Here is a 23,609-nt window from a genome sequence, read left to right on the forward strand (position 1 = left end):
TCGCGTGAGAGCGAGGGGTCAGGCGCCCTTGAGCCGCTCCGCGAGGTAGGCGTGCAGACCCTCGAGCGGGACGCGCTCCTGCCCCATCGTGTCGCGGTCGCGGACCGTGACGGCGCGGTCGTCGAGCGAGTCGAAGTCGACGGTCACGCAGAACGGGGTGCCGATCTCGTCCTGACGGCGGTAGCGGCGGCCGATGGCGCCGGCGTCGTCGAAGTCGATGTTCCACTGGCCGCGTAGGGTCTCGGCGACCTCGCGCGCGATGGGCGAGAGCTGCTCGTTGCGCGACAGCGGCAGCACCGCGGCCTTCACCGGCGCCAGGCGCGGGTCCAGCTTGAGGACGGTGCGGGTGTCGGTGCCGCCCTTCGCGTTCGGCGCCTCCTCCTCGTGGTACGCGTCGACGAGGAACGCCATCATGCTGCGGGTGAGGCCGAACGAGGGCTCGATGACGTAGGGGATGTACTTCTCGCCCGACGCCTGGTCGAAGTAGGTCAGGCTCTGACCCGAGGCCTCGGTGTGGCTGCCGAGGTCGTAGTCGGTGCGGTTGGCGATGCCCATGAGCTCGCCCCACTCCTTGCCCGGGAACCCGAATCGGTACTCGACGTCGATCGTCCCGTCGGAGTAGTGCGCGCGCTCCTCCTCGGGCACGTCGAACCGGCGCATGTTGGCCGGGTCGATCCCGAGGTCGACGAACCAGTCCCAGCACTCGTCGACCCAGTGGTCGAACCACTCCTGCGCCTCCGCCGGCGGCACGAAGTACTCGATCTCCATCTGCTCGAACTCGCGGGTGCGGAAGATGAAGTTGCCGGGGGTGATCTCGTTGCGGAACGCCTTGCCCACCTGGCCGATGCCGAACGGCGGCTTCTTGCGGCTGGCGGTGAGCACGTTCGAGAAGTTCACGAAGATGCCCTGCGCGGTCTCGGGGCGGAGGAAGTGCAGCCCCGACTCATCGTCGACGACGCCGAGATAGGTCTTCACCAGGCCCGAGAACGCCTTCGGCTCGGTGTACTGCCCCTTCGTGCCGCAATTCGGGCACGGCACGTCGGCGAGGCCGTTCTCGGCCTTGCGACCCTTGCGCGCCTCGAAGTCCTCGACGAGGTTGTCGGCGCGGAAGCGCTTGTGGCACTGCAGACACTCCACCAGCGGGTCGGTGAAGGTGGCGACGTGACCGGATGCCTCCCACACGCGCTTGGGCAGGATGATCGACGAGTCCAGGCCCACCATGTCGCCGCGGCCGCGGACGAACGTCTGCCACCACTGGCGGCGGATGTTCTCCTTCAGCTCGGTGCCGAGGGGGCCGTAGTCCCATGCCGACCGGGATCCGCCGTAGATCTCACCTGCCTGGAACACGAACCCGCGATGACGGGCGAGGCTGATGACTTTGTCGAGGCGAGACTGCTCGGCCACGGTGGCTCCAATGGTCGGGAGAGGGGATGCACGAGGGTGCTGATGATCTCGATACGCTCGCAGAGCGAGCACTCGATCCGGCGGCCGCGTGAAACGGCCATCCGTCGATTCTAGTGATCGAGCAGCCGGTCCAGGTTCACGGCCGCGTTGATGAGCGACAGGTGGCTGAACGCCTGCGGGAAGTTGCCCAGCTGCTCGCCGGTCAGCCCGATCTCCTCGGCGTAGAGCCCCAGGTGGTTGGCGTACGTGAGCATCTTCTCGAAGGTGAGGCGGGCCTCCTCGGTGCGTCCGGTGCGCGCGAGCGCGTCGACGTACCAGAACGAGCAGAGCGTGAAGGTGCCCTCCGAGCCGCGCAGCCCGTCGGGCGACGCGGCCGGGTTGTAGCGGTAGACGAGGCTGTCCGACACGAGTTCCGTCTCCATGGCCGCGAGCGTCGAGAGCCACCTCGGGTCGCGCGGCGATATGACACCCATGACCGGCATGATGAGATTCGCGGAATCCAGCACATCGCTGCCCTCGGCCTGCACGAAAGCGCCGCGATCGGCGTCCCACGACGTGGCCATGAGCGCCCGGTAGATCTCATCCCGCCCGCCGCGCCATCGCACGATGTCGGCGGGCCGGCCGCCGGATTCGGCGAGACGGATGCCGCGGTCCAGCGCCACCCAGCACATGAAGCGGCCGAACGTGAACTTCTTGCGTCCGCCGCGGGTCTCCCAGACCCCCTCCTCGGGCCTGTCCCAGTTGTCGCACACCCAGTCGAGCATGCGGCTCACCTCGGACCATTCCCCGTCACTGAGCTGGAAGCCGTGCTCGGCGGCGAGCCGGATCGAGTCCATCGCCTCGCCGTAGATGTCCAGCTGCAGCTGATCGGCGGCGCCGTTGCCGATGCGCACCGGTGACGAGTCGCGGTAGCCGCGCCACCCGGGCAGCGTCGTCTCGGCCAGATCGGACGATCCGTCGACGCGATACATGATCTTGAGCGGGCCGGACTCGTCGCCCGCGCTCTCCTGCACCCGGTCGGTGAGCCACTGCACGAAGGCCTCCGCCTCGTCGCGGTAGCCGAGCCCCAGCAGGGCCTGCACCGAGAAGGACGCGTCGCGGATCCAGGTGTATCGGTAGTCCCAGTTGCGCTCGCCGCCGACCTGCTCGGGCAGTCCCGCCGTCGGCGCGGCGACCAGGGCGCCGCTCGGCGCGTAGGTGAGGAGCTTCAGCGTGATGGCCGATCGGTGGACCGTCTCGCGCCAGCGTCCGCGATACGTCGAGCGCCCCACCCAGTCGCGCCAGAAGCGCTGCGTCTCGGTGTACATCCGCTCGAGCTCGTCGATCGAGACGCGACGGGGCGCCGCCCCGCCTGTCTCGAGGAGCACGCCGGTGCGATCGCCGGCGTGGAGCGTCCCGTGGACGCGCAGCCCGCCGTCGATCAGCTCGATCGTGCCGGCCTGCTGATCGCCGCGGCGGATGATCTCGCCGACGCGGTGCACGGTGAGCGCCTGATCGCCGCCGCGGAACAGCACCCCGTCGCCGACCGCCGGCTCGACGCCGGTGTGGGCGACGGTCCCGTACGCGAACGCGGGCCGGATCTCGCCGACGAACGTCATCGACCCCCGGACGACGCGGATGAGGCGGGCGATGCGGTGCCGGTCGGTCGGCTCGTCGCCCGCGATGGGCATGAAGTCCAGGACCTCGCCGACGCCCTCCTCGGTCATGAACCGCGTGAGCAGGATGGCCGTGTCGGGCAGGTACAGCTGCCGCGTCACGTAGTCGTCGGTCTCGGGGCGCACGCGGCAGAAGCCGCCTCGCTGCGCGTCCAGGAGCGACCCGAACACGCTCGGCGAGTCGAACCGCGGCGCGCAGAACCAGTCGATCGACCCCTCGGTGTCGACGAGCGCGGCGGTCTGCAGGTCGCCGATCAGCCCATGGTCCGAGATGTCGGGATACTCGCTCATCGGTCCGCTCCCCTGCTCGTCCCCGCCGTCCGCCGTCGCCACGGCAGACCGCGCCGTCTCAGCTGATGAAGGAGATGGTCACCGGGTACTTGTACCAGTCGCCGCGGTTGGCCTTCACCGCGGCGACGATGCACAGCACGATGTTGAGCACGTACGCGGCGATGAGGATGAAGATGCCGATGATCACGACGCTCAGCACCGCGCCCACGATGTAGGCGATCAGCAGGGTGAGCTGGAAGTTGAGCGCGGTGGCGGTGTGGGCGCGGACGAACGGGCCCCGGTCCTTGAGCACGAGGAAGCCGATGAGCGGCGCCAGGAATCCGAAGAACAGGCCGCCGAGGTGCACGAGGGTCGCCCAGAGCTTCTCGTCGGCGGGCGACATCGGCTGCGGCGGAGGGGCGGCGCCGTACGCGGAGGGAGGTGGAGGGGTCGTCATGGCGTCAGCCTACTGGCGCGCACAGGACCGGCAGGAGGGGGATTCCCCCCGACTTCACGGCGGGGCGGCCCGCCCGCCGTGCGCGGCGCCCGGACGCTGCGATGGCGCGGGCCCGCCGCCGGGGTGGTCCGTAAGCACCCCGGCGGCGGGGGTTTGGGAAAGCGTTCGCCCGAGAACCTAGGCCACAGGTCGCCGGTGGCGCAAGCCTCGGTGGCGACATCGCAAAAACGTTTCAGAATTCTCTTGCCCCTCCGCCCGGCCGCATGTCAGACTGCCAGCGGCTGCCATCGGAATACGCTTTCCGTCGGAGCCGACAACAAATCGGACCGGAGTATCCCCACCCCGGCCCGACCGGACAGGGCTCGAGTCCGTACGCGCCCGGTTCACGTCGACGGCTGTCGCGATGTCGCGTCCGCCGCCGTCATCCTTTGCCGATGCTGACAACAGGAGGAACCGTGCCCCACGTGTCCGCACGCGCCGACGGCGCGCAGCGACCCGCTGACCACGCCCCCATGCCCCGGGCTCCCCGCCACGGGCTCCGCCTCGCCGCAATCGCCGGCGCCACCGCCGTCGTCGCGGCCCTGCTCACCGCGACCCCGGCCGCCGCGTCCCTCGCCCCCGCCGAGGACGGAGCGTGGCGCTTCGACTTCGGCACCGCGTCGAGCCCCGTGGCGGACGGCTGGCAGCAGGTGCTCACCACGTCGCTCCACACGGCGGAAGCGGGGTGGGGCATCACTGTGCCCGACGGCGCCACGCTCTTCGACCGCGACCGCACGGGCAATCGCACGCCAGCCGATCCCGTCGCCGAGGACTTCGTCGCCGGGACGAACTGGGGATTCCTCCTCGACGGCGTGCCGGTCGGCGAGTACGACGTGACCCTCACGATCGGCGACGCCCTGACGGGGACCTCGGGCACCAACGCGACGATGTCGCTCGAGGGGATCGCCCAGACCCGTCTGACCACCGGCGGCGCGGCGACCACGACAGAGACGTTCCGCACCACGGTCGAAGACGGCCAGCTCACCGTGGGCTTCACCGGCAGCGGGCTCGGCGCGTACGTCAACGGCCTCGTCGTCGCGCCGGTCGTGCCCGACGCCCCCGCGGACCTCGCCACCACGCGGGTCGCCTGGAACGGCGTCGACCTCGCGTGGTCGCCCGCGGACGGCGCCGCGACCTATCAGGTGCTCCGTGCCGACGTCGTCGGCGACACCACCGGCGAGTTCTCCCAGATCGCCGAGACCACGGAGCCCTCGTACTCCGACACCTCTGTCGTCGAGGGCGCCTCGTACGCGTATGCGGTGGTCGCCGTGAGCGCGTACGACCGCACCTCGGAGCGGACCGCCGAGGTGCGCAGCGGCGTGATCCCCGCGCTCGTCGCGCCCGAGGCCCCGAGCGACCTCGCGGTCTCGCAGGTGACGCGGGAAGCCGTCGTCCTGACCTGGTCGGCGGTGGCCAACGGCGACGAGTACGTCGTCGAGCGCGCCGGCGCCGACGGCGTCTTCGCCGAGATCGCCACGCTGACGACACCCGGGCACACCGACACCGTCGACACCTCGGCGGAATGGTCCTACCGGGTGACGGCCCGCAATCAGGCTGGGGCCTCCCCCGCGTCGGCGGTCGTCATCGCGCCCGCCTACGTCGCGCCCGCCCCGCTCCCCGAGAGCGACGTCGTCACCTTCGACTTCGGCCCCGGCGCGGTGGCCGAGGGAGCGCTCGGCGTCACCTCGTCGACCGCGTTCAGCGACGAGTGGGGCTACGGCTTCTCGACGGCCCCCGCCGCCGAGACGCCCGACGTCGACCGCGGCACCGACGACGCCCTGCGCAGCGACTTCGTCGCCGTCGCGGGAGCGACCTTCGAGGTGGATCTCGGCGCCGGCGACTACTCCGTGCAGCTGGTGGCGGGCGACGAGGAGAGCCCGACGACCACCACGATGACGGCGGAGTCGATCGCGAAGGTGCAGTCCAACCCGCAGGGCGCGGGCTCGTACCTGCAGATGGCGTTCCCGATCGCCCTGGTCGACGGCCGCCTCACCCTGCAGTTCGGCGGGGACGCGGCATCCGTCAACGCCCTCACCATCACGCGACTGCCCGAGCGCGTCGCGGGCGCCATCACGACGGCGTACCTCACGGGCGACTCGACCGTGCAGACCTACGACCCGATCGCCTACGCGCCGCAGGCGGGGTGGGGGCAGATGCTCGATCGGTTCCTCGCCGACGACATCGCCGTCGCCAACCACGCGATCGGCGGCCGCTCGTCGAAGAACTTCCTCACGCAGGGCCGCCTCGACGAGGTGCTGCGCAGCATCCGTCCCGGCGACTACCTGTTCGTGCAGTTCGGGCACAACGACGCCACCCAGGGCGTCGACGACCGCTACGCGAGCCCTGAGGACTACAAGGAGTATCTGCGCGTCTACGTGGAGGGCGCACGGCAGCGCGGTGCGACCCCGATCCTCGTCACGCCGGTGTCGCGGCGCAGCTTCGACCCCGCGACCGGCCTCTTCAACGTCAGCTTCCCGGAGTACGTGGCGAAGATGACCGAGCTCGCGGTCGAGGAGGACGTGCCGCTGGTCGACCTGTCGGCCTCCAGCCGGGCCTACCTCGACGAGATCGGCCCGGAGGCGGCCAAGGCGGTCTTCCTCCACGTCGACCCCGGCGTGTTCCCCAACCGTCCCGCTGGGACCGTCGACGACACGCACTTCCAGGAGTATGGCGCCATCCAGATGGCCCGCCTGGTCGCGCAGGACGTCGCCGGCCTCGACACCCCGCTCGCGGCCAAGGTCTCCGACATCGAGCCGCCCGCCGAGGTGCCGCCGGCGCCGCAGAATCTCGTCGCGGGTGCGATCAGCAACGGCGGGGCGACGCTGCAGTGGGATGCCTCGCCGACGGCGGACATCTACAAGATCCACCGTCAGGCCGTCGCCGACCCCGATCCGGAGTGGGCCCTCGTCGGCATGGTGACCCAGACGAGCTCGATCGTGCAGGGTCTCGCGGAGGGCACCGCCTACCGGTACCGCGTCGTCGCGGTCAACGGCCGGGGCGACTCCGAGCCGAGCGCCGTGGTGACCTTCACCACGAAGCAGGCGCTGTACAAGTACGACTTCCAGCTCGCGGGCAACCCGCTCATGGCCGGCTACACCGAGGTCACTCCCGACCTCACGTACACGACCGAGCGCGGCTACGGCTTCCTCGGCGTCCTGCCGGCGAACGCCGGGCGCGATCGCGGCGCGGCCGAGGGCTCGAACGACCTCGTGCGCGACTTCGTGCTCCCCGGCGACAGCTCGACCTTCGCGCTGGACGTGCCCAACGGCACGTACTCGGTGAAGACGTACTCGGGCGACTGGATCGGCTCGAGCCGGACGAGCTTCCGCATCGAAGGCAGGGACGCAGGTTCGGGCAACGCCGGCCGCGCCTCGGTCAACGCCACGCTGCGCGGACCGTTCCTCGTCACCGACGGTCAGCTGAACGTCGAGGCCTACGGCGCAGCGTCGGGCACACGTCTCAACGGCCTGGAGATCACGCCGATCCTGCTGGGTCCGGTGGGGCTCGAGGTCACCGACGTCGACGCCGACCCGGCCGCGCCCAGCGTCTCGCTGGCGTGGGATGCCGAGCCGGACCTCACCTGGAACGTCTACCGTCAGTCCCCGTTCGACGCGAAGCCGGTGCGGATCGCCGCGGTCGACGAGCCCGCGTACGTCGACACGACAGCCCGCGTGGGTCTGGACTACGAGTACCACGTGACCGCGATCGACCAGACGAAGCTCGAGTCGGTGCCGTCGGCGACCGCCGAGGTGTCCTTCGTCGACCCGGAGGTGACGCCGCCGGCCGCACCGGACGGGCTGACCGTCGAGGCCATCGAGAAGAACTCGGTGGAGCTCTCGTGGGCGCAGCCGCTGGGCGCGCTGTACTACCTGGTGTTCCGCTCCGAAGTGGAGGGCGAGCGCGGCGAACTGATCGGCGTGGCCGATACGAGCCGGTTCACCGACGGCGAGGTGCTCACCACGATCCCGTACTTCTACACGGTGGTCCCGGTGAACGCGGGCGGCGCCGGTGCGGCGTCGGCACAGCTGAAGACGGAGGCCGTGACGGTGCTGCAGCGGCAGGCGGAGTACCTCGATCGCGCTCCCGCGGCGGTGGCGACGGATGCCGGCAACCTGGTCTCGTGGCGCATGCTCGGCACCGACCCCGACAGCGTGGCGTTCCACGTCTACCGTGACGGCGCGCGGGTCACCACGACGCCGATCACCGACTCGACCGACTTCCTGGACGAGGCCGGGGACGAGGCATCCGTCTACTTCGTCACGAAGGTGCTGGACGGCGTGGAGGTCACCGACACCGACGAGTTCACGGTGCAGACCGGTGCGTACCGCTCGGTGCCGCTGGACAAGCCGGCGGACGCCTACTCCAAGGACGGCCAGCCGTACGGCTACCGCGCGAACGACGTCAGCGTCGGCGATGTCGACGGCGACGGTCAGTACGAGCTGTTCGTGAAGTGGGATCCCACGAACTCGAAGGACAACTCGTCCGGCGGGTACACCGGGAACGTCTACCTCGACGTCTACCGCCTCGACGGCACGCGGCTGTGGCGGATCGACCTCGGCGTGAACATCCGGGCAGGCGCCCACTACACGCAGTTCCAGGTGTACGACTACGACGGCAACGGCCGCGCCGAGGTCATCATGAAGACCGCCGACGGCACGATCGACGGCACCGGTCAGCCGATCGGCAACGCCGGCGCCGACCACCGCAACAGCTCGGGCTACGTGCTGACCGGACCGGAGTACCTCACGGTCTTCGATGGCGCCACCGGTGCCGCCATCGACACGGTGGACTACGTGCCGGCCCGAGGCGACGTCGGGGCGTGGGGCGACACGTACGGCAACCGGGTCGACCGGTTCCTGGCGGGCACCGCCTACCTCGACGGCGAGCACCCGAGTGCGGTGTTCAGCCGCGGGTACTACACGCGCGCCGTCGTCGCCGCCTACGACTTCGACGGCGAGCAGCTCACCGAGCGGTGGGTGCTCGACTCGAACGACGAGGGCAACGAGGGACTGTACGGCGAGGGCAACCACAACCTGTCGGTGGCCGATGTCGACGGCGACGCCAAGGACGAGATCGTCTTCGGCTCGGCGACGATCGACGACGACGGCGAGGTGCTGTACGCGACGGGGCTCGGCCACGGCGACGCGCTGCACGTGTCGGACCTCGTCCCGTCCCGCCCGGGCCTGGAGGTCTTCGCGGCGCACGAGGACATGAGCTCGTCGCAGAACCGCGGCGCGACCATGCGCGACGCGCGCACAGGCGAGATCCTCTGGGACATCCCGGCGGACCGCGACACCGGCCGTGCCGCCTCCGGCGACATCGACCCCCGCTACGAGGGTGCCGAGGGCTGGGCGGTCGGCGGCGACGCCGCGTGGAACTCGCGCGAGGGGTACCTCATGTCGGCGGACGGCGAGCGCATCGGCAGTGCGATCCCGGCGGCGAACTTCCTCGCCTGGTTCGACGGCGACCCGCTGCGCGAGATCGTCGACCACGAGTTCGACGACGGGCCGCGCACCGGCGTGCCGACCGTGTCGAAGTGGGACGCGGAGTCGCAGTCGTCGGAGGTGATCCTGCGCGCCGAGGGCGCCCTGTCGAACAACGACACCAAGGGCACGCCCAACGTGCAGGCCGACCTCTTCGGCGACTGGCGCGAGGAGATCGCGTGGCGGTCGGCCGATTCGACCGAGCTGCGCATCTACTCCACGACGGACGAGACCGACCTGCGCATCCGCACGCTGATGCACGACCCGGTCTACCGCCTGTCGGTGGCGTGGCAGAACACCGGCTACAACCAGCCGCCGCAGACGAGCTTCTTCCTCGGCGACGGCATGGAGCAGCCGCCGGCACCGCGCATCGCGGTGACGGGCGACCCCTCGGGGGCGACCGACACCACCGCCCCGGTGGTGAGCGGGCTGCCCGCCGACGGCACGCTGCTGGCGAGCACGGCGGCCCTCACGGTGGAGGTGACCGCGGACGACCCGGAGTCGGGCGTGCGCAACCTCGACATCGCGTTCGACGGCGAGCCGGTGGCCCCTGGCCAGGTCATCGAGCTCGACGGGCTGGTGGGAACCCACACGCTCACGGTCAACGCCGTGAACCACGACGGCCTGGTCACCCAGGCGTCGGCGCAGCTGCTCGTGTTCGACGACGCAGGTCCGACCGCGGCGCCGGGCCGCGGCATCCTGTCGACGAACTCCGGCTGGGAGGACGGTCTCCACGACGGAACCTTCACGGTGTCGATGAATCTGTGGCACGGGGTGAACGGCGCGGTGTACAGGCTGTACGAGAACGGCGCGCTGATCTCGACGACGCTGCTGGGCGCCGACTCGCCGAACGCGCAGGTGTCGACCGTCGACGTGAGCGGCAAGCCCAACGGCACGTACGTGTACACGGGTGAGCTGATCAACGCCGCCGGCACCACGGCGACGTCGTCGGTCACCGTGAAGGTGGCGGATGCCGCTCCCGCGGTGCCCGTCCTCTCGCACGACAACCGCGACAAGGACGGGAACTACACGGTCACCGCGAACCTGTGGTGGGGCACCAACGGCACGAGCTACCGGCTGTACGAGAACGGTGTGCTGATCGACGAGCAGGCGCTCGAGGCGGCATCCCCGAACGCGCAGCAGGCCCGGACCGCGATCGCGGGACGCGCGCCCGGCACGTACACCTACGTGGCGGAGTTCGCCAACGCCGCCGGGGCCACCAGCTCCAAGGCGATCACGGTGACGGTGCGGTAGCCCGACCAGCGCCGGACGCGGCCGGTCGCCCTCGGGCGGCCGGCCGCTCGCCGTTCGTGGCGCGGACTTCGGGTCGCTCGGCGCGGGGCGCGCGGCGGTGGTCAGCCGGCGAAGCCGCACCAGGAGGCGACCCACGACAGGATCCTGCCCCGCATGTCCTCGCCGACGAAGAGCTCGACCTCGCCCGCCTCGCCGTCGACGGCGACGCGCACGCCGAAGATCGTCCCGCGCTTGTCCTCCTGCACGGCGTGCGGGTCGCAGCGGGTCGGTGTCAGCGGAAGCGAGACGACCGAGGGCTCCGCCTCCGCCGCGGCGATCTCGCGCTGCAGCGGGTACAGGTCCGCCTCGGGCGGGAGTCCCGCGAATCCGAGCAGGTTCGTCCGCTCGATGCCGACGAGGGTCGCCGCGGCGTCGCCGGTGGGCGCGACGGTCAGCTCCAGGGCGGCCGGCTCGCCGGGGGGCGACGGCGTGAACCCGGTGAAGGCGAGGGAGGCGGCATCCGTCACCCGCTCGAGCAGGCACTCGCGCGCGTGCAGCGCCGCGACGAACCCGAGCGGATCGGGAGCGGACGCCGTCATCTCGGCGCTGCCGTCGTCGCCGACGATCTCGAGCACGGCCTCGGCCTCGCCGTCGTCGGGCACGGAGCACTCGACGGGAGGCAGCTGGACGCGGATGTCGGCCGCGCCGCCCGCGGGGATCGTGCTGACGCGACCCTCGATCACGCGGGTGACCGGGCTCTCGAACCGCGGGTCTTCGACGCGCACGGCACCGACGGTGACCGCGGCATCGGACGCGTTCGCCACCCGCACCTGGGCCTGTCGCGGTCCGACGTCGGAGCGCAGCTGATGCAGCTCGACGGTCACCCCGGCGGGCAGGTTCGGCGTGGCCGACGGCGCCGGTGTCGGCGTGCAGCCGGCGAGCAGCAGAATCCCCGCGACAACCGCGCCGATCCGCCCGCGTCGGCCTGGCCTCTCGACCGCCGGCCGTACCGTTCGCAGGACCGATCCCGGCCGGTGCCCGCGTGCGGCGGCGTATCGCAGCGCTCGCCGCCCTTCCATCCTGCGAACGGTACGCCGCTGCGCGCGCATGGCCGGATCTGCGCCCCGCTACCGGGTCAGCGTCTCGCGCGCGACGGTGAAGTCGTCGAGGGCGACCGGGTCGATCTCGACGCCGAGCCCGTGACCGGTGGGCACCCGCACGTGCCCGTCCTCCAGGACGGCCGGCTCGGTGACGATGTCGCGGCGGTAGAAGCGGTCCGACGCCGAGACGTCGCCGGGCAGCGTGAACCCGGGGAGGGCGGCGAGCGCGGCGTTGGCCGCGCGGCCGATGCCCGTCTCGAGCATGCCCCCGCACCACACCGGGACGCCGGCGGCGAGGCAGCGGTCGTGGATGCGCACCGCCTCGAGATATCCACCGACGCGGCCCGCCTTGATGTTGATGACGGATGCCGAGCCCAGCGCGAGCGCGTCGGCTGCGGCCTTGTCCGACACGATCGACTCGTCCAGGCACACCGGCGTGCGCAGGCGCCGCGCGAGCGTGGCGTGGTCGACGAGGTCGTCCTCCTGCAGCGGCTGCTCGATGAGGAGCAGGTCGAAGCGGTCCAGCTCCGCCAGGGTGTCGGCATCCGCCATCGTGTAGGCGGAGTTCGCGTCGACCTGCAGCGGGATGCCGCCGAACGCGTCGCGCACGGCCGCCGTGTCGGCCACGTCGCGGCCGGGCTTGATCTTGATCTTTATGCGCACGTACCCCTCGTCGAGGTAGCCGCGCACGGTGTCGACGAGCGCGGCCGGGTCGCGCTGGATGCCGACGGACACCCCGCTCGGCACGCGGTCGTGCACGGCGCCGACGTATGCGCCGAAGCTGCGCCCCTCGGCGCGCAGGGCCGCGTCGAGCACGGCGAGCTCGAGGCCCGCCTTCGCCATGCGGTGCCCCTTGAACGGCTCGAGCGCGCCCGCGATCTCGTGCGGGGCGATGAGGTGGCGGTCCAGCAGAGCCGGCACGAGGAAGCGCAGCGAGACGTCCCACGCGCCCTGCGTGTACTCGCTCGAGTAGAGCGGGTCGGACTGCGTCACGATCTCACCCCAGCCCTCGCCGTCAGAGGTCAGCGCACGGACGACGATGACCTCGCGCACCGTCTCGGTGCCGAACGACGTCGTGAACGGGGCGACCAGCGGCACGTGCAGCACGCGCAGCTCGAAGCCTTGCAGGGCGACGGATGCCGCCGGGGTGGCGATGGGCATGCGCTCAGCGTACGCCCGGGCCCGAGCGGTGCCTCGGCCTGGAGACCGGGCGTGGCGGGTCAGTGGGCGAAGCGCTGCGGCACGACGTCGCGGCGCACCGGCACGTACGTCGAGCGGGCGATGCGCGGTCGGCGCCGGCGGGGCTCGCGGGGGGCGGTGTGCTGCGCCTGGCCGCGCATGGTGTCGGTCAGGGCGACGATCAGGGTCTCGATGTGCTCGCGCATGGCTTCTCCTCGTTCGCCTGAGAAGAGCGGCGGAGCCTCGCGCTGATACGTCCCTCTTACGGCACCCAGGGACGCCCGTCAGGCAGGGAGGTGCGTCAGGCGGGGACCTCGGCGAAGGCCCGCACCGGGAACGTGCCGAAGCCCGCGACGGCAGGCGGGGCGGCGGTGAAGCGCGCACCCCGCGCGGGCAGGGATCCGAGGTTGGTGAGGTGCTCGACGACGTGCACCCCCGCACCGAGGAGCAGCGAGTGGGCGGGGCGCTCGCCTCCTCCCGCACCCGTCGCAGGGTCGGCGTCGTCGATGTTGACCGAGTCGATGCCGACCAGCACGGCCCCGGCGTCGATCAGCCACTGCGCGGCCTCGCCGGTGAGGAACGGCGCGCCGGCGCCGTACTCCGGCAGCCCGAACCAGCGGTCCCAGCCGGTGTGCAGGAGCACGGCGGCTCCGCGCACGTCGCGATCGGCGAGGGTGGTGGAGCGGATGCCTCGGCGCGCGGCATCCCACGCGTCCTCGAGGTGGAACACCTCGGCGCGCAGCCCCACCAGTGTCGAGAGGTCGAGCCCGGCGAGGTCGCTGCCCTCGGCGTAGCGGTGGTACGGCGAGTCGAGGTAGGTGCCGGTGTTGCCGATCATCGTGATGACGTCCATCGCGAACTCGGTGCCGGGCGCGTAGCGGGCGCGGGAGTCCTCGCGGGTGAGATGCGGCGTGATGGTCGGCGCCGGCAGCCCGGGGTACGTGACGAGCCCGGCGCGGATCGGGTGGCTGAGGTCCACGACGCGGGTCGCGCCCTCCCTCGCAGTCGCTCCGGCGTCGACGCCGCGGCTGCCGCGGTGCGGCTCCTCGACCACCCGCAGGGCCCGCAGCTCGACCTCGTCGACGAGGGCGAGGCCGAGGTGGATGACGAGGAGGCGCGCCACCTCGTCGTCGGCGACGTCGGCCGACGGCAGATCCAGCCGGAATCCCGTGCCGGACAGCGCACCGCCGTTGGCGAAGCGGATATCGAAGTCGAAGTGCGCGCGATACTGCGCAGGCGAGGTCGGCATGCCGGTCAGCCTAGACAGGATCACCCGCGGTCGACCGGAGGAAAAACGCGAAGCAGCGGACGATTCCCGCCGATCTCTCCTCCTTCCTCCGGTCGTCCTCGACGGGGCCGGCGGCGGCGTCGCGTAGCCCCGGGGCGCCGCGAGCGCAACCCCGTGCCACCGCTGAGAGCGCGCTCGTAGCCTCGAGCCCATGCAGACCTTCGACTTCTCCCCGCGCCGCGCGATCGTGACCGCCTCGGACTCGGGCATCGGGCAGGCGACGGCCATCGCCCTCGCCGAGGCCGGCCTCGATGTCGGCATCACCTGGCACAGCGACGAGGAGGGCGCGCAGCGCACCGCCGACGCCGTCCGCGAGCGGGGCCGCACCGCGGAGGTGGCGCAGTTCGACGCCACCGACCTGGACGGCGTCGCGCCGGCGATCAACGGGCTCGTCGAGCGGCTCGGCGGGCTGGACGTCTTCGTGAACAACGCCGGCGGCGGCTCCGGCGGCCCGTTCCTCGAGGTGTCGATCGAGGACTGGCGGCAGGTCGTCGCGCTGAACCTCGACGGCGCCTTCGCCGCGCTCCAGGCGGCGGCGCGGCACATGGTGCGTGCCGGGCACGGCGGGCGCCTCATCGCCATCACGAGCGTGCACGAGACGCAGCCCCGGGTGGGCTCGGCCGCCTACGTCGCCGCCAAGCACGGCCTGGGCGGCCTCATCGAGACGATGGCGCAGGAGCTCGGCGAGCACGCCATCACCGCGAATGCCGTCGCACCGGGCGAGATCGCGACGCCGCTGACCGACCAGGACCCGGAGGACGCCGAGCGCACGCACCGCCCGGGCATCCCGCTCGGGCGGCCCGGCAAGCCGGAGGAGATCGCGGCGGTCGTCGCGTTCCTGGCGTCGCCCGCGGCGAGCTACGTGACGGGCGCGAGCTGGACGGTCGACGGCGGGATGCTGCAGATGGGGCCCCAGGCGGGCTCGCACCTGAAGAGCGACGAGTGGCGAAAGGGATGAGCATGGCGCAGGACAGCGGCCGGGCGACGGACGGCACCGGCATGACGGACGAGGAGAAGCGCCGCGATCAGCTGACGTCGGCGCCGAACGCGGTGGAGTCCGACGCCGATCCGCGGATCGACGTGACGCACCGCGACGGCGTCACCCGCATCGACATCCGCGACGACGCCGACGTGCGGCCGGGCGACCCGACGAAGGATCCGGGCGAGTAGCACCGGGCGCGCCACGCGTCAGCGGCGCACCAGCAGGTAGCCGCGCGCGTCGTCGAAGCCGCCGATCACGAGACCCTCGGCCAGGTGCCGGGTGAGCTGCTCGCGCACGCGCAGACGCCAGGCCGCGGCATCCGCCGGCGCGTTCCGCCGCATCGTCTCGATGTCGCGCGGGATCTCGACGGACGCGACCACGCGGTCGTCGCCGGGCGTCGGCACCGGCGGCGCGGCGAGCGCCCACGACACCATGATGCGGTCGGTCTGGTCGCCCCGGTTGACCCCGTCGTCCATCGCGCCGTAGTGGTTCACGAGGTACTCGGTCGCGCGGGTGCCGAGCACGCGCAGGTTGAAGTGCGCGTTGCGGGCGACGAGCGGGTCGAACGTCCAGGTGATGTGGCCGACCCCGCGGGCGAGCGCCCACTCCCGCTGGTGCTGCTTGATCACACGGCCGACGCCACGCGCCTGGCGACCGGGAAGCACCCCGGTGATGTGGCTGTGCATCGAGCGCGAGGAGGGGTCGCCGAAGAATGCGACGGATGCCCCCACCATCTGCTCCCCGTCGTAGACGCCGACCGCGTAGTTGCCGGAGTGGGCGAGGGCGCGCAGCAGATTCGGCGGCATGCCGCCCGGGTCGCCGCCCCACACCTCGGCCAGCACCTGCGCGGCGAGGTGGACCTGCTCGACGGTGTCGAGGGGGATGATGTCGATGCCCGGCGGCGGCACGGTGGGGGCCATGCCCTCAGTCTGCACCCGCGGAGCCCGCCCGCCCGAGCGCCGATAGCCTGAACTGATGCACACGGGTGATGAGGACGCGAGAAGCCGACTCACCCGGATGCCTCGCCAGGGCGCGATCGTGGCGGTCCTGGCGATCGCCGGCCTGGCCTCGTCGTTCATGTTCACGCTGGTCGTGCCGATCCAGTCCAAGCTGCCGGAGCTGCTCGACGCCAGCCGCGAGGACACCGCGTGGGTCGTGACCTCGACGCTGCTGGCGGCCGCGGTGATGACGCCCATCGCGGGGCGCCTGGGCGACATGTACGGCAAGCGCCGCATCGTGCTGGTGCTCCTGGCGCTGCTGGTGGTCGGCTCGGTCATCGCCGCGGCATCCACCGGCATCATCGGCGTGATCATCGGGCGCACGCTCCAGGGAGCGGTCACCGGCGTCGTCCCGCTCGGCATCTCGATCCTGCGCGACGTGCTGCACGAGGACCGGGTGGACTCGGCCATCGCGCTCATCAGCGCGACGCTCGGCGTCGGCGGCGCGCTCGGCCTCCCGATCAGCGCGCTCATCACCGAGCGCAGCGACTGGCACGTGCTGTTCTGGGTCTCGGCCGCGCTCGGCGCCGTCGTGTTCGCGCTCGTGCTGTGGATCGTGCCCGTCAGCGCGCTGCGCACGGGTGGGCGGTTCGACTATGTGGGCACCGCCGGGCTCGCGGTGGGCCTGCTGGGCGTGCTGCTCGCGATCTCGCGCGGCAACGAGTGGGGCTGGACGTCGCCCGCCACGCTGGTCAGCGGTCTCGGCGGCCTCCTGGTGCTGCTGGTGTGGGGCTGGTACGAGCTGCGCATCGCCGAGCCGCTCCTGGATCTGCGCGTGGCCGCGCGTCGGCCGGTGCTGCTGACGAACATCACGTCCATCGCCTTCGGCTTCTCGCTGTTCGCGTCGAACGTCGTCTATCCGCAGATGCTCGAGCTGCCCGCCACTGTGGGCGGCTTCGGCCTGTCGCTGGTCGCCGCGAGCCTCGTGGTCATGCCGGCGGGCCTGGTGATGATGGTGCTCTCGCCGTTCTCGGGGCGCCTTGCGCGCACCATGGGGCCGAAGCTCCTCCTCGTGCTCGGCGCCATCGCCCTCGTGCTGACCTACGGGTTCACGCTCCTGTTCGCGAGCGAGGTGTGGCAGATCCTCGTCGCGAACATCGGCATCGGATTCGGGATCGGCTTCGGCTATGCCGCGATGCCGATGCTCATCATGCGCTCCGTGCCGCAGTCCGAGACGGGCGCGTCGAACGGCCTCAACGCGCTGTTCCGCTCGCTGGGCACGAGCACGGCCGCGGCCGTCGTCGGCGCGGTGCTGGCCACCTACGTGGTCGACCTCGACGGCGTGGCGGTCCCCGGCCCCGCCGCTTTCCAGGTCTCCTTCCTGCTCGGCGGCGCGGCCGCGGTGGTCGCCCTCCTCGTGGCGCTGTTCATCCCGCGTCATCACTCGCCGCAGGAGCGGCATCCGTCCCTCCCGGAGTGAGCAGCACCCCTCCCGCGCGCGGGCGGTGCCCGCTACCCTGACGGGGAAACCGGGGGGCGACGGGAGCGAGGCGAGCTCATGGACGAGCGCGATCAGGGGTTCGACGACGGCGAGGGCGCACGGCTCGGGGACGGCGCACGGGATGCCGAGAGCCGACGCGAGCAGGTCCCGGTCGGCCCGCCCGACGGCGCCACCGCGGCCGCCGGCGACACGGGCGCGGCATCGGGCGATACGGGCGCGGCGTCGCGGACGGCAGCGGCCCGCAGCGGAACGGACGCGGCGGCGACGACCGCCGACGACGGCGCCGACCACGACTCCCGGTTCTTCGGGCAGCCGTGGGCGCTCGCGCACATCTTCGGCGTGGAGATGTGGGAGCGGTTCAGCTTCTACGGCATGCAGGGCATCCTGCTCATCTACATGTACTACTCCGTGTCCGAGGGCGGGCTCGGCATTCCCGAGGCGACGGCGACGGGCATCGTCGGCGCGTACGGCGGCACGGTGTACCTGTCGACGATCCTCGGAGCGTGGGTCGCGGACCGCCTGCTCGGCTCGGAGCGCGTGCTCTTCTTCAGCGCCTGGGTCATCATGGCCGGCCACATCGCGCTGGCGCTGCTGCCGAGCGTGTGGGGGCTCGGCGTCGGCCTCATCCTGGTCGCCGTCGGCTCCGGCGGGCTGAAGGCGAACGCGACGGCCGTCGTCGGCACGCTCTACTCGGCGAAGGACCCGCGCCGGGATGCCGGCTTCTCGCTGTTCTACCTGGGCATCAACCTCGGTGCGTTCCTCGGGCCCATCGTGACCGGGTTCCTGCAGAGCAGCGTCGGCTTCCACTGGGGGTTCGGCGCCGCGGCGGTCGGCATGGCGATCGGGCTGACGCAGTACTCGTTCGGGCGGAAGCAGCTCCCCGCGTCGTCGCGCGTCGTCGCCAACCCGCTGCCGGCGAACCGTCGCGGCCTCATGATCGGCGTCGCGGTCGCCGGCATCCTGGTTCTCGTCATTCTCGTGCTCACCGGGGTGATCCGCGCCGACAACCTCGCCGGCATCGTGATCCTCGTCACCCTCGTGGCGGCGATCGCCTACTTCTCGGTCATCATCACCTCGCGTGCGATCGGCGCGGACGACCGGTCGCGCGTGATCGGGTTCATCCCGCTCTTCGTCGTGAACGTCGGGTTCTGGTCGCTGTACCAGCAGCAGTTCACGGTGCTGACCATCTACTCCGACAAGCAGCTGGACCGCACGATCCTCGGGTGGGAGATGCCGGTGTCGTGGGTCAACTCGATCAACCCGGTGTTCGTGATCATCCTCTCCGGCGTGTTCGCCGCGATCTGGACGAGGCTCGGCGATCGCGCGCCGTCGGCGCCAATGAAGTTCTCGCTCGGCGCGATGATCATGGGCGTGGCGTTCCTGCTGTTCCTGCCGTGGGCGAACGGCGCGCCGAACTCGACGCCGCTGCTGGCGATCGTGCTGATCCTGTTGGTGTTCACCATCGCCGAGCTGTTCATCTCGCCACCCGGGCTCTCGGTGACGACGAAGCTCGCACCCGAGCGGTTCCACACCCAGATGGTCGCGCTGTACTTCCTGTCCATCGCCCTGGGCACCGCGATCGCCGGCTGGCTCGCCCAGTTCTACAACCCCGAGGACGAGGTGCCCTACTTCACGATCCTCGGCGGCATCGCCATCGTGCTGGGCCTCGCGCTGCTCGCCGCAGTGAAACCCGTGCTGCGGCTCATGCGGGGCGTGCGCTGAGGCGGCGCCACATGCAGCCCGACACGCCGGGCGCGCGATACGAGGGCGCGACGCGGTCACGTCTGCCGCACTGCCATCCGCTCGCGTCGTCGGATCGGCGACCTCGTCACCGGCCGCCACGTCCGCTGGGCGTCCCACCACGCCGGCCCTCTCACGTACGGCACCCCCTCGACCATCGCCACCTGCCACCCGCCGGAGTCGATGGTGCGATGGTGGAACCAGCACAGCAGGACTCCGTTGTCGGTGTGCGTCGACCCACCCCGCGAATGCTCCTCGACGTGATGCACTTCGCACCACTGCGGCGGCACCTGACACCCGGGGATGAGGCATCCGCCGTCACGCAGGGTGATGGCCCGGCGCTGGTGATGGTTGAAGACCCGATCGAGCGTCCGCATCGACACGATCCGGCCGGCCGCGCCGAGCACGATCCGCTGCACCGCGCCCGCGCAGGCGATGTGCCGGGCCGCGGCGATCGAGACCGGTTCGTCGTCGCCGGGGAGGTGCGCGTACCCGCGCCCCGACGCGAGGTCTTGTTCGCGCACGGCCACGACCAGTGTCGGTGCGGCGCCGCCGAGCATGGGCAGTTCACCGGATGCCGCGGCCGCCGTCAGCAGCACGGCCAGCGCATCGTGCCGCTTCTGGGCAGGCGTTCGGCGGTCCGCCGCGCCCCCTACCGAGTCGTCGCAATCGCTCGGATCGCTCTCTAAGAAGCACGGCCCCTGCACGTCGTCCACCTTCGGGTTCAGCACACTGTCGAACCCGAGCTGCAGCTGCGCTGCGACCTCGGGGAGGAGACCACCCCGAACCGGAACGAGCCCGTCTTCTCCTCGCCGCCCGATCGTGAGTCCCCGCTTTCGCATGGCGCGCGACTCGGCCGGCTCGTCGCCGTCCTGATCGAGATCGGCAGCCCACACTTGTGCGAACGCGCGAAGGTCGTCCGCTGTGGCCGGCGGCGCCGCATCCGCTCCCTCACCGCAGGCCGCGGCAGCGAGTTCCTCGTCTGCCGCCAGCAGCTCGCCACGACCCGCACCGCACCCGCGGAATGCGCTGACGACGGCGGCCATACCGTCGATGCCCACGGCACCCGCCGCGAGCGCGAGACGCAGGTGCGGGAACTCGGCCGGCAACGCCTCGCCGGTCGACAGCGACGTGGACCGTCGCACCGCCTTCGCCGTCGCGAGCACCTCGGCAGCGGTGCGCGATGACACCCGCGTCGCCCGCTGGATGAGCTCGCCGGCGTTCCGGCATCCGTTCCGCGCGGTCAGCCGGTCAGGATGTGCGCGCTCCTCATCCCGCTCGATGAGTTGGGCGACCGCCTCCGCCAGCAGGGCCTCGGCACCCCTGCGGAGTCGCCCTACCGCAGCGAGCGTCGCCAGCAGCTCGTCATCGTCTGCCAGGCGCAGTCCGTCGTCGCCGAATCCCGCCGCGACACGCTCTGCGAGCGCGTCGCCGAGCGCCGTGAGGGCGGCGGCGAGGTTCGTCATGCACCCATTCTGATGAGAGCCACCGACATTCGAAGCCCAGATCAGAAGTCTTTTCCTCACCCCTGTGGACAACCACCGATCCAGAGGGTGCAGGACCGCCCTGTGGAGGAGGCGCGGCACCTACGGGGCGACATCCGCCGGCTGTGTCACCGTCCCCCGAGCTCGATCACGTGGGTGCTGCGCCCCGGTGTGAGCGCGACGTCGACCCCACCCGCGACGAGGTGCGCCGTGACGCCGAACGGCACGTCGACGGTGACGGTGCCCACGACCCCTCCGCGTGTCGTCCCCGCGCCCGCCGCGCGGGTCCACTCGACCGCGAGCCGCCCGAACGGCGTGCCGATGTGCGCGCGCACCCACTCGACCCCGGCATCGAAGCCGGGCTCGATCACCGCGGTACGGAAGCCGGGCGAGGTGGGGCGGATGCCGGCGACCCGGCGGTACAGCCAGTCGTCGACGCTGCCCGGCGCATAGTGATTGAACGACATGGGCCGGATGGCGCCGTCCGGCGAGATCGCATCCCACGTCTCCCAGACCGTCGTCGCGCCGCGGTCGACCTCGTAGAGCCACGACGGCGCATCGGACTGCCACAGCAGCGTGCGCGCGACGTCGGCGTAGCCGTGGTCGCACAGCACGTCGAGCAGGTACGGCGTGGAGAGGAACCCGGTGTCGAGCCGGTTCCCCCGCTCCCGGATGAGCTCCACGAGCCGCGCCGCCGTGCGTGCACGCAGCTCGGGCGGGACCATGTCGAAGGCGAGCGCGACGACGTAGACGCCCTGCAGCCGCACGGGGAGGTCGCCGTCGGCGTCGATGTACTCGGAGGCGAAGGCGGCGCGCACCTCGGCCGCCCGTGCGGCGAAGGCCGCGGCATCCGCCGGTCGTCCGAGAGCCGCCGCCGCCTGTCCGGCGATCGTCAGCGTCTGCGCCTGGAACATCGGCGCGAGGTACTCGCTCGTGAGCGCCGGGGCGACGCCGATCGCCTCGTGCGTCGGGCGGCCCTCCATCGTGCTCGGGGTCAGCCAGTCGCCGAAGTGCAGGCCGGTGTTGTAGAGCAGCGCCTGCGCACGCCGGCGCTCATCCGACAGCCCGGCGCCGGCGAGCGCCTCGGGCAGCTCCGCCGCGGCGGTCGCGCGCTGGTACTCGACCCACCGCAGCATCGTGTCGTCGTTCTCGTCGAGCACGCGGCGATCGCCGGTGCGCTCGTAGAGGGTCCACGGCACGATCGCGACGGCGTCGCTCCAGCCGGCCGCCGCGACGATCGAGCCGATGCCCTGCGCGGCGTCCGCTGCCTCGGCGTCGAACGGCGAGCGCGGCGAGAAGATCGGGATCCGCCCGTCGGGCAGCTGGTCGGCACGCAGATTGTCGAGCCATCGCTCGAGGAAGGGCAGCACCAGGGCGTTGTTCGTCGCGGCGCCGACGAACGCCTGGATGTCGCCGGTCCACCCGGCGCGCTCCCGCTGCGGGCAGTCCGTGGGCACCGACAGGAAATTGCCGCGCTGACTCCAGACCACGTTCTCGTGCAGGCGGTTCAGACGGGGATCGGAAGACACGAACGAGCCCGTCTGCTCCAGATCGCTGGCGAGCACCACAGCCACCACGTCTTCGGGCTCGAGCGGCGCGGTCAGCCCGCTGATCCTCGCGTACCGGAAGCCGTGGAAAGTGAACGCGGGTTCCCACTCGTCGGGTCCCCCGGCGGCGACGAAGACGTCCGTCTGCTCCTTGTTGATGCCGACGATGTTCGCGAACCACGAGCCGTCGGCGGCGAGCGTCTCGGTGTGCTCGAGCTCGATCCGCTGTCCGTTCGTCGACTCCCGCAGTCTCAGCCGCACGCGGCCGACGAGCACCTGCCCGAAGTCGACGATGGTGCCCTGATCGGTGTCGACGAGCGAGACCGCCGGCATCTCGCGCACGCGGCGGATCGGTTCGCCGCGGAACGGCACGAGCACGTCGTGGTCGGCGCCGACCTCTGCCACCGGCATCCATTCGCCGTCGTCGAAACCGGGACGGTCCCACCCGACAGGCTCGGCACGCCGGTCGAACCGCTCGCCCACGAACAGGTCGGCGTACGCCCAAGGCCCTGTCGCGCTGCGCACGTCGGAGCCGGATGCCACGACCTGCGTCGTGCTGTCGGCATAGTCGATGTGCAGCTGCCAGATCGCCGCGGTGCGGCGGCCGAACTGCGCACTCGAGCCGGTGAGGCCTATTCGGCCGGCCCACCAGCCGTCGGCCAGCGCGACGCCGAGCACATTCTCGCCCTCGGTGAGCGCGGCGGTGACGTCGTAGGCCTGGAACGAGATGCGGTGCTCGTAGCTGTCGTATCCCGGGGCGAGCACCTGGTCGTCCGCGCGGGCGCCGTTGACGAAGGGCGAGTAGACCCCGCGCGCGGCGGCGAACAGTCGCGCCCTGGTCACGCCGGGGCCGACGTCGAAGCGCTGGCGGAGCAGCTGCGGCGGTCGCAGCCGCTCTTCGGGCGATGTGTGGGGGCCGAGCCCGCGCACCCAGTCCACGATGCTCCACCGTTCGACGACGGCCTCCTGCTGCGCGGGTTCGACCCATGCCGCCGACCAGTCCGCGGGGTCCAGGAGCGACGTCTCGAACGTCGACGCCGCCCACTCCGACCAACCGCCTTCGGGCGACCGGCTGCGCACCCGCCACCGGTAGGCGCCGTTCGCGGCGAGCGGCTCCCCCGCGTAGGCGACGAGTCCCCCGTTCGGGCCGTCCACCGGGCCGCTCGCCCAGACGACCCGGCCACCGGTCGACACCTCCAGCTCGAAGGCGTCCTGGACGTGGTCGGCGAGCCACGAGAAGCGGGGCTCGCGGGCGCCGACGCCGATCGGCACGTGCAGGTATTCGACGCGCAGGTCGTAGGGGGTCATG

General features: G+C 71.6%; 15 protein-coding genes. 5 read left to right on the forward strand and 10 right to left on the reverse strand.

Annotation, left to right across the window (positions count from 1 at the left end; all coding sequences use genetic code 11):
• Positions 1-18: 18 nt before the first annotated feature.
• The 3 genes from ACFRAL_RS00465 to ACFRAL_RS00475 form a co-directional block, all read right to left on the reverse strand.
• Positions 19-1,404, reverse strand: a complete 1,386-nt coding sequence (locus tag ACFRAL_RS00465) for a glycine--tRNA ligase (protein ID WP_336394358.1) — start codon at positions 1,402-1,404, stop codon at positions 19-21.
• Between the two features lie 110 nt (positions 1,405-1,514).
• Entirely contained in the window at positions 1,515-3,350 is a 1,836-nt protein-coding gene (locus ACFRAL_RS00470) for a glycoside hydrolase family 15 protein (protein WP_336394357.1), read from the reverse strand.
• A gap of 58 nt (positions 3,351-3,408) precedes the next feature.
• The gene (locus tag ACFRAL_RS00475) at positions 3,409-3,786 is read right to left on the reverse strand and encodes a DUF4870 domain-containing protein (protein ID WP_336394356.1); all 378 of its coding nucleotides are present in this window, start codon (positions 3,784-3,786) and stop codon (positions 3,409-3,411) included.
• 464 nt (positions 3,787-4,250) lie between these two features.
• On the opposite strand from ACFRAL_RS00475, the gene ACFRAL_RS00480 reads away from it, so the two are divergent.
• The gene (locus ACFRAL_RS00480) at positions 4,251-10,562 is read left to right on the forward strand and encodes a fibronectin type III domain-containing protein (RefSeq protein WP_378880189.1); all 6,312 of its coding nucleotides are present in this window, start codon (positions 4,251-4,253) and stop codon (positions 10,560-10,562) included.
• Positions 10,563-10,663: 101 nt separating this feature from the next.
• Here ACFRAL_RS00480 and ACFRAL_RS00485 read toward each other — a convergent pair whose 3' ends face one another.
• The 4 genes from ACFRAL_RS00485 to ACFRAL_RS00500 form a co-directional block, all read right to left on the reverse strand.
• Positions 10,664-11,425, reverse strand: coding sequence for a hypothetical protein (locus ACFRAL_RS00485; protein WP_378878645.1), 762 nt, complete (start codon positions 11,423-11,425; stop codon positions 10,664-10,666).
• Between the two features lie 243 nt (positions 11,426-11,668).
• Positions 11,669-12,802 carry an o-succinylbenzoate synthase gene (menC, locus tag ACFRAL_RS00490; RefSeq protein WP_378878647.1) on the reverse strand — a complete coding sequence of 378 codons (1,134 nt, stop codon included), beginning with the start codon at positions 12,800-12,802 and terminating at the stop codon, positions 11,669-11,671.
• 59 nt (positions 12,803-12,861) lie between these two features.
• Positions 12,862-13,026 carry a hypothetical protein gene (locus ACFRAL_RS00495; protein ID WP_336394353.1) on the reverse strand — a complete coding sequence of 55 codons (165 nt, stop codon included), beginning with the start codon at positions 13,024-13,026 and terminating at the stop codon, positions 12,862-12,864.
• Between the two features lie 95 nt (positions 13,027-13,121).
• Positions 13,122-14,069, reverse strand: coding sequence for a cyclase family protein (locus ACFRAL_RS00500; RefSeq protein WP_378878650.1), 948 nt, complete (start codon positions 14,067-14,069; stop codon positions 13,122-13,124).
• Between the two features lie 190 nt (positions 14,070-14,259).
• On the opposite strand from ACFRAL_RS00500, the gene ACFRAL_RS00505 reads away from it, so the two are divergent.
• Both ACFRAL_RS00505 and ACFRAL_RS00510 read left to right on the forward strand, forming a co-directional pair.
• A complete protein-coding gene (locus ACFRAL_RS00505) occupies positions 14,260-15,066 on the forward strand; it encodes an SDR family oxidoreductase (protein WP_378878652.1) in 807 nt (268 codons plus the stop codon).
• A gap of 2 nt (positions 15,067-15,068) precedes the next feature.
• Positions 15,069-15,278, forward strand: a complete 210-nt coding sequence (locus ACFRAL_RS00510) for a hypothetical protein (protein WP_336394350.1) — start codon at positions 15,069-15,071, stop codon at positions 15,276-15,278.
• 18 nt (positions 15,279-15,296) lie between these two features.
• On the opposite strand, the gene ACFRAL_RS00515 is transcribed toward ACFRAL_RS00510, so the two are convergent.
• Positions 15,297-16,010 (reverse strand): GNAT family N-acetyltransferase, encoded by a 714-nt coding sequence (locus tag ACFRAL_RS00515; protein WP_378878654.1) that lies wholly within the window; start codon positions 16,008-16,010, stop codon positions 15,297-15,299.
• A gap of 97 nt (positions 16,011-16,107) precedes the next feature.
• Here ACFRAL_RS00515 and ACFRAL_RS00520 point away from each other — a divergent pair, with 97 nt between their 5' ends.
• Together ACFRAL_RS00520 and ACFRAL_RS00525 are read left to right on the forward strand one after the other, a co-directional pair.
• Positions 16,108-17,508: an MFS transporter gene (locus ACFRAL_RS00520; RefSeq protein ID WP_336395040.1), complete on the forward strand. Its 1,401-nt coding sequence runs from the start codon at positions 16,108-16,110 to the stop codon at positions 17,506-17,508.
• Between the two features lie 78 nt (positions 17,509-17,586).
• Positions 17,587-19,251, forward strand: coding sequence for a peptide MFS transporter (locus ACFRAL_RS00525; protein WP_378878657.1), 1,665 nt, complete (start codon positions 17,587-17,589; stop codon positions 19,249-19,251).
• A 56-nt stretch (positions 19,252-19,307) separates the two neighbouring features.
• Here ACFRAL_RS00525 and ACFRAL_RS00530 read toward each other — a convergent pair whose 3' ends face one another.
• Together ACFRAL_RS00530 and ACFRAL_RS00535 are read right to left on the reverse strand one after the other, a co-directional pair.
• Positions 19,308-20,735, reverse strand: coding sequence for a DUF222 domain-containing protein (locus ACFRAL_RS00530; RefSeq protein WP_378878659.1), 1,428 nt, complete (start codon positions 20,733-20,735; stop codon positions 19,308-19,310).
• 146 nt (positions 20,736-20,881) lie between these two features.
• Positions 20,882-23,608 carry a family 78 glycoside hydrolase catalytic domain gene (locus ACFRAL_RS00535; protein ID WP_378878662.1) on the reverse strand — a complete coding sequence of 909 codons (2,727 nt, stop codon included), beginning with the start codon at positions 23,606-23,608 and terminating at the stop codon, positions 20,882-20,884.
• Position 23,609 lies beyond the last annotated feature (1 nt).

The sequence above is a fragment of the Microbacterium sp. NPDC056736 genome (genome assembly GCF_042790415.1).
Classification (GTDB): Bacteria; Actinomycetota; Actinomycetes; order Actinomycetales; family Microbacteriaceae; genus Microbacterium.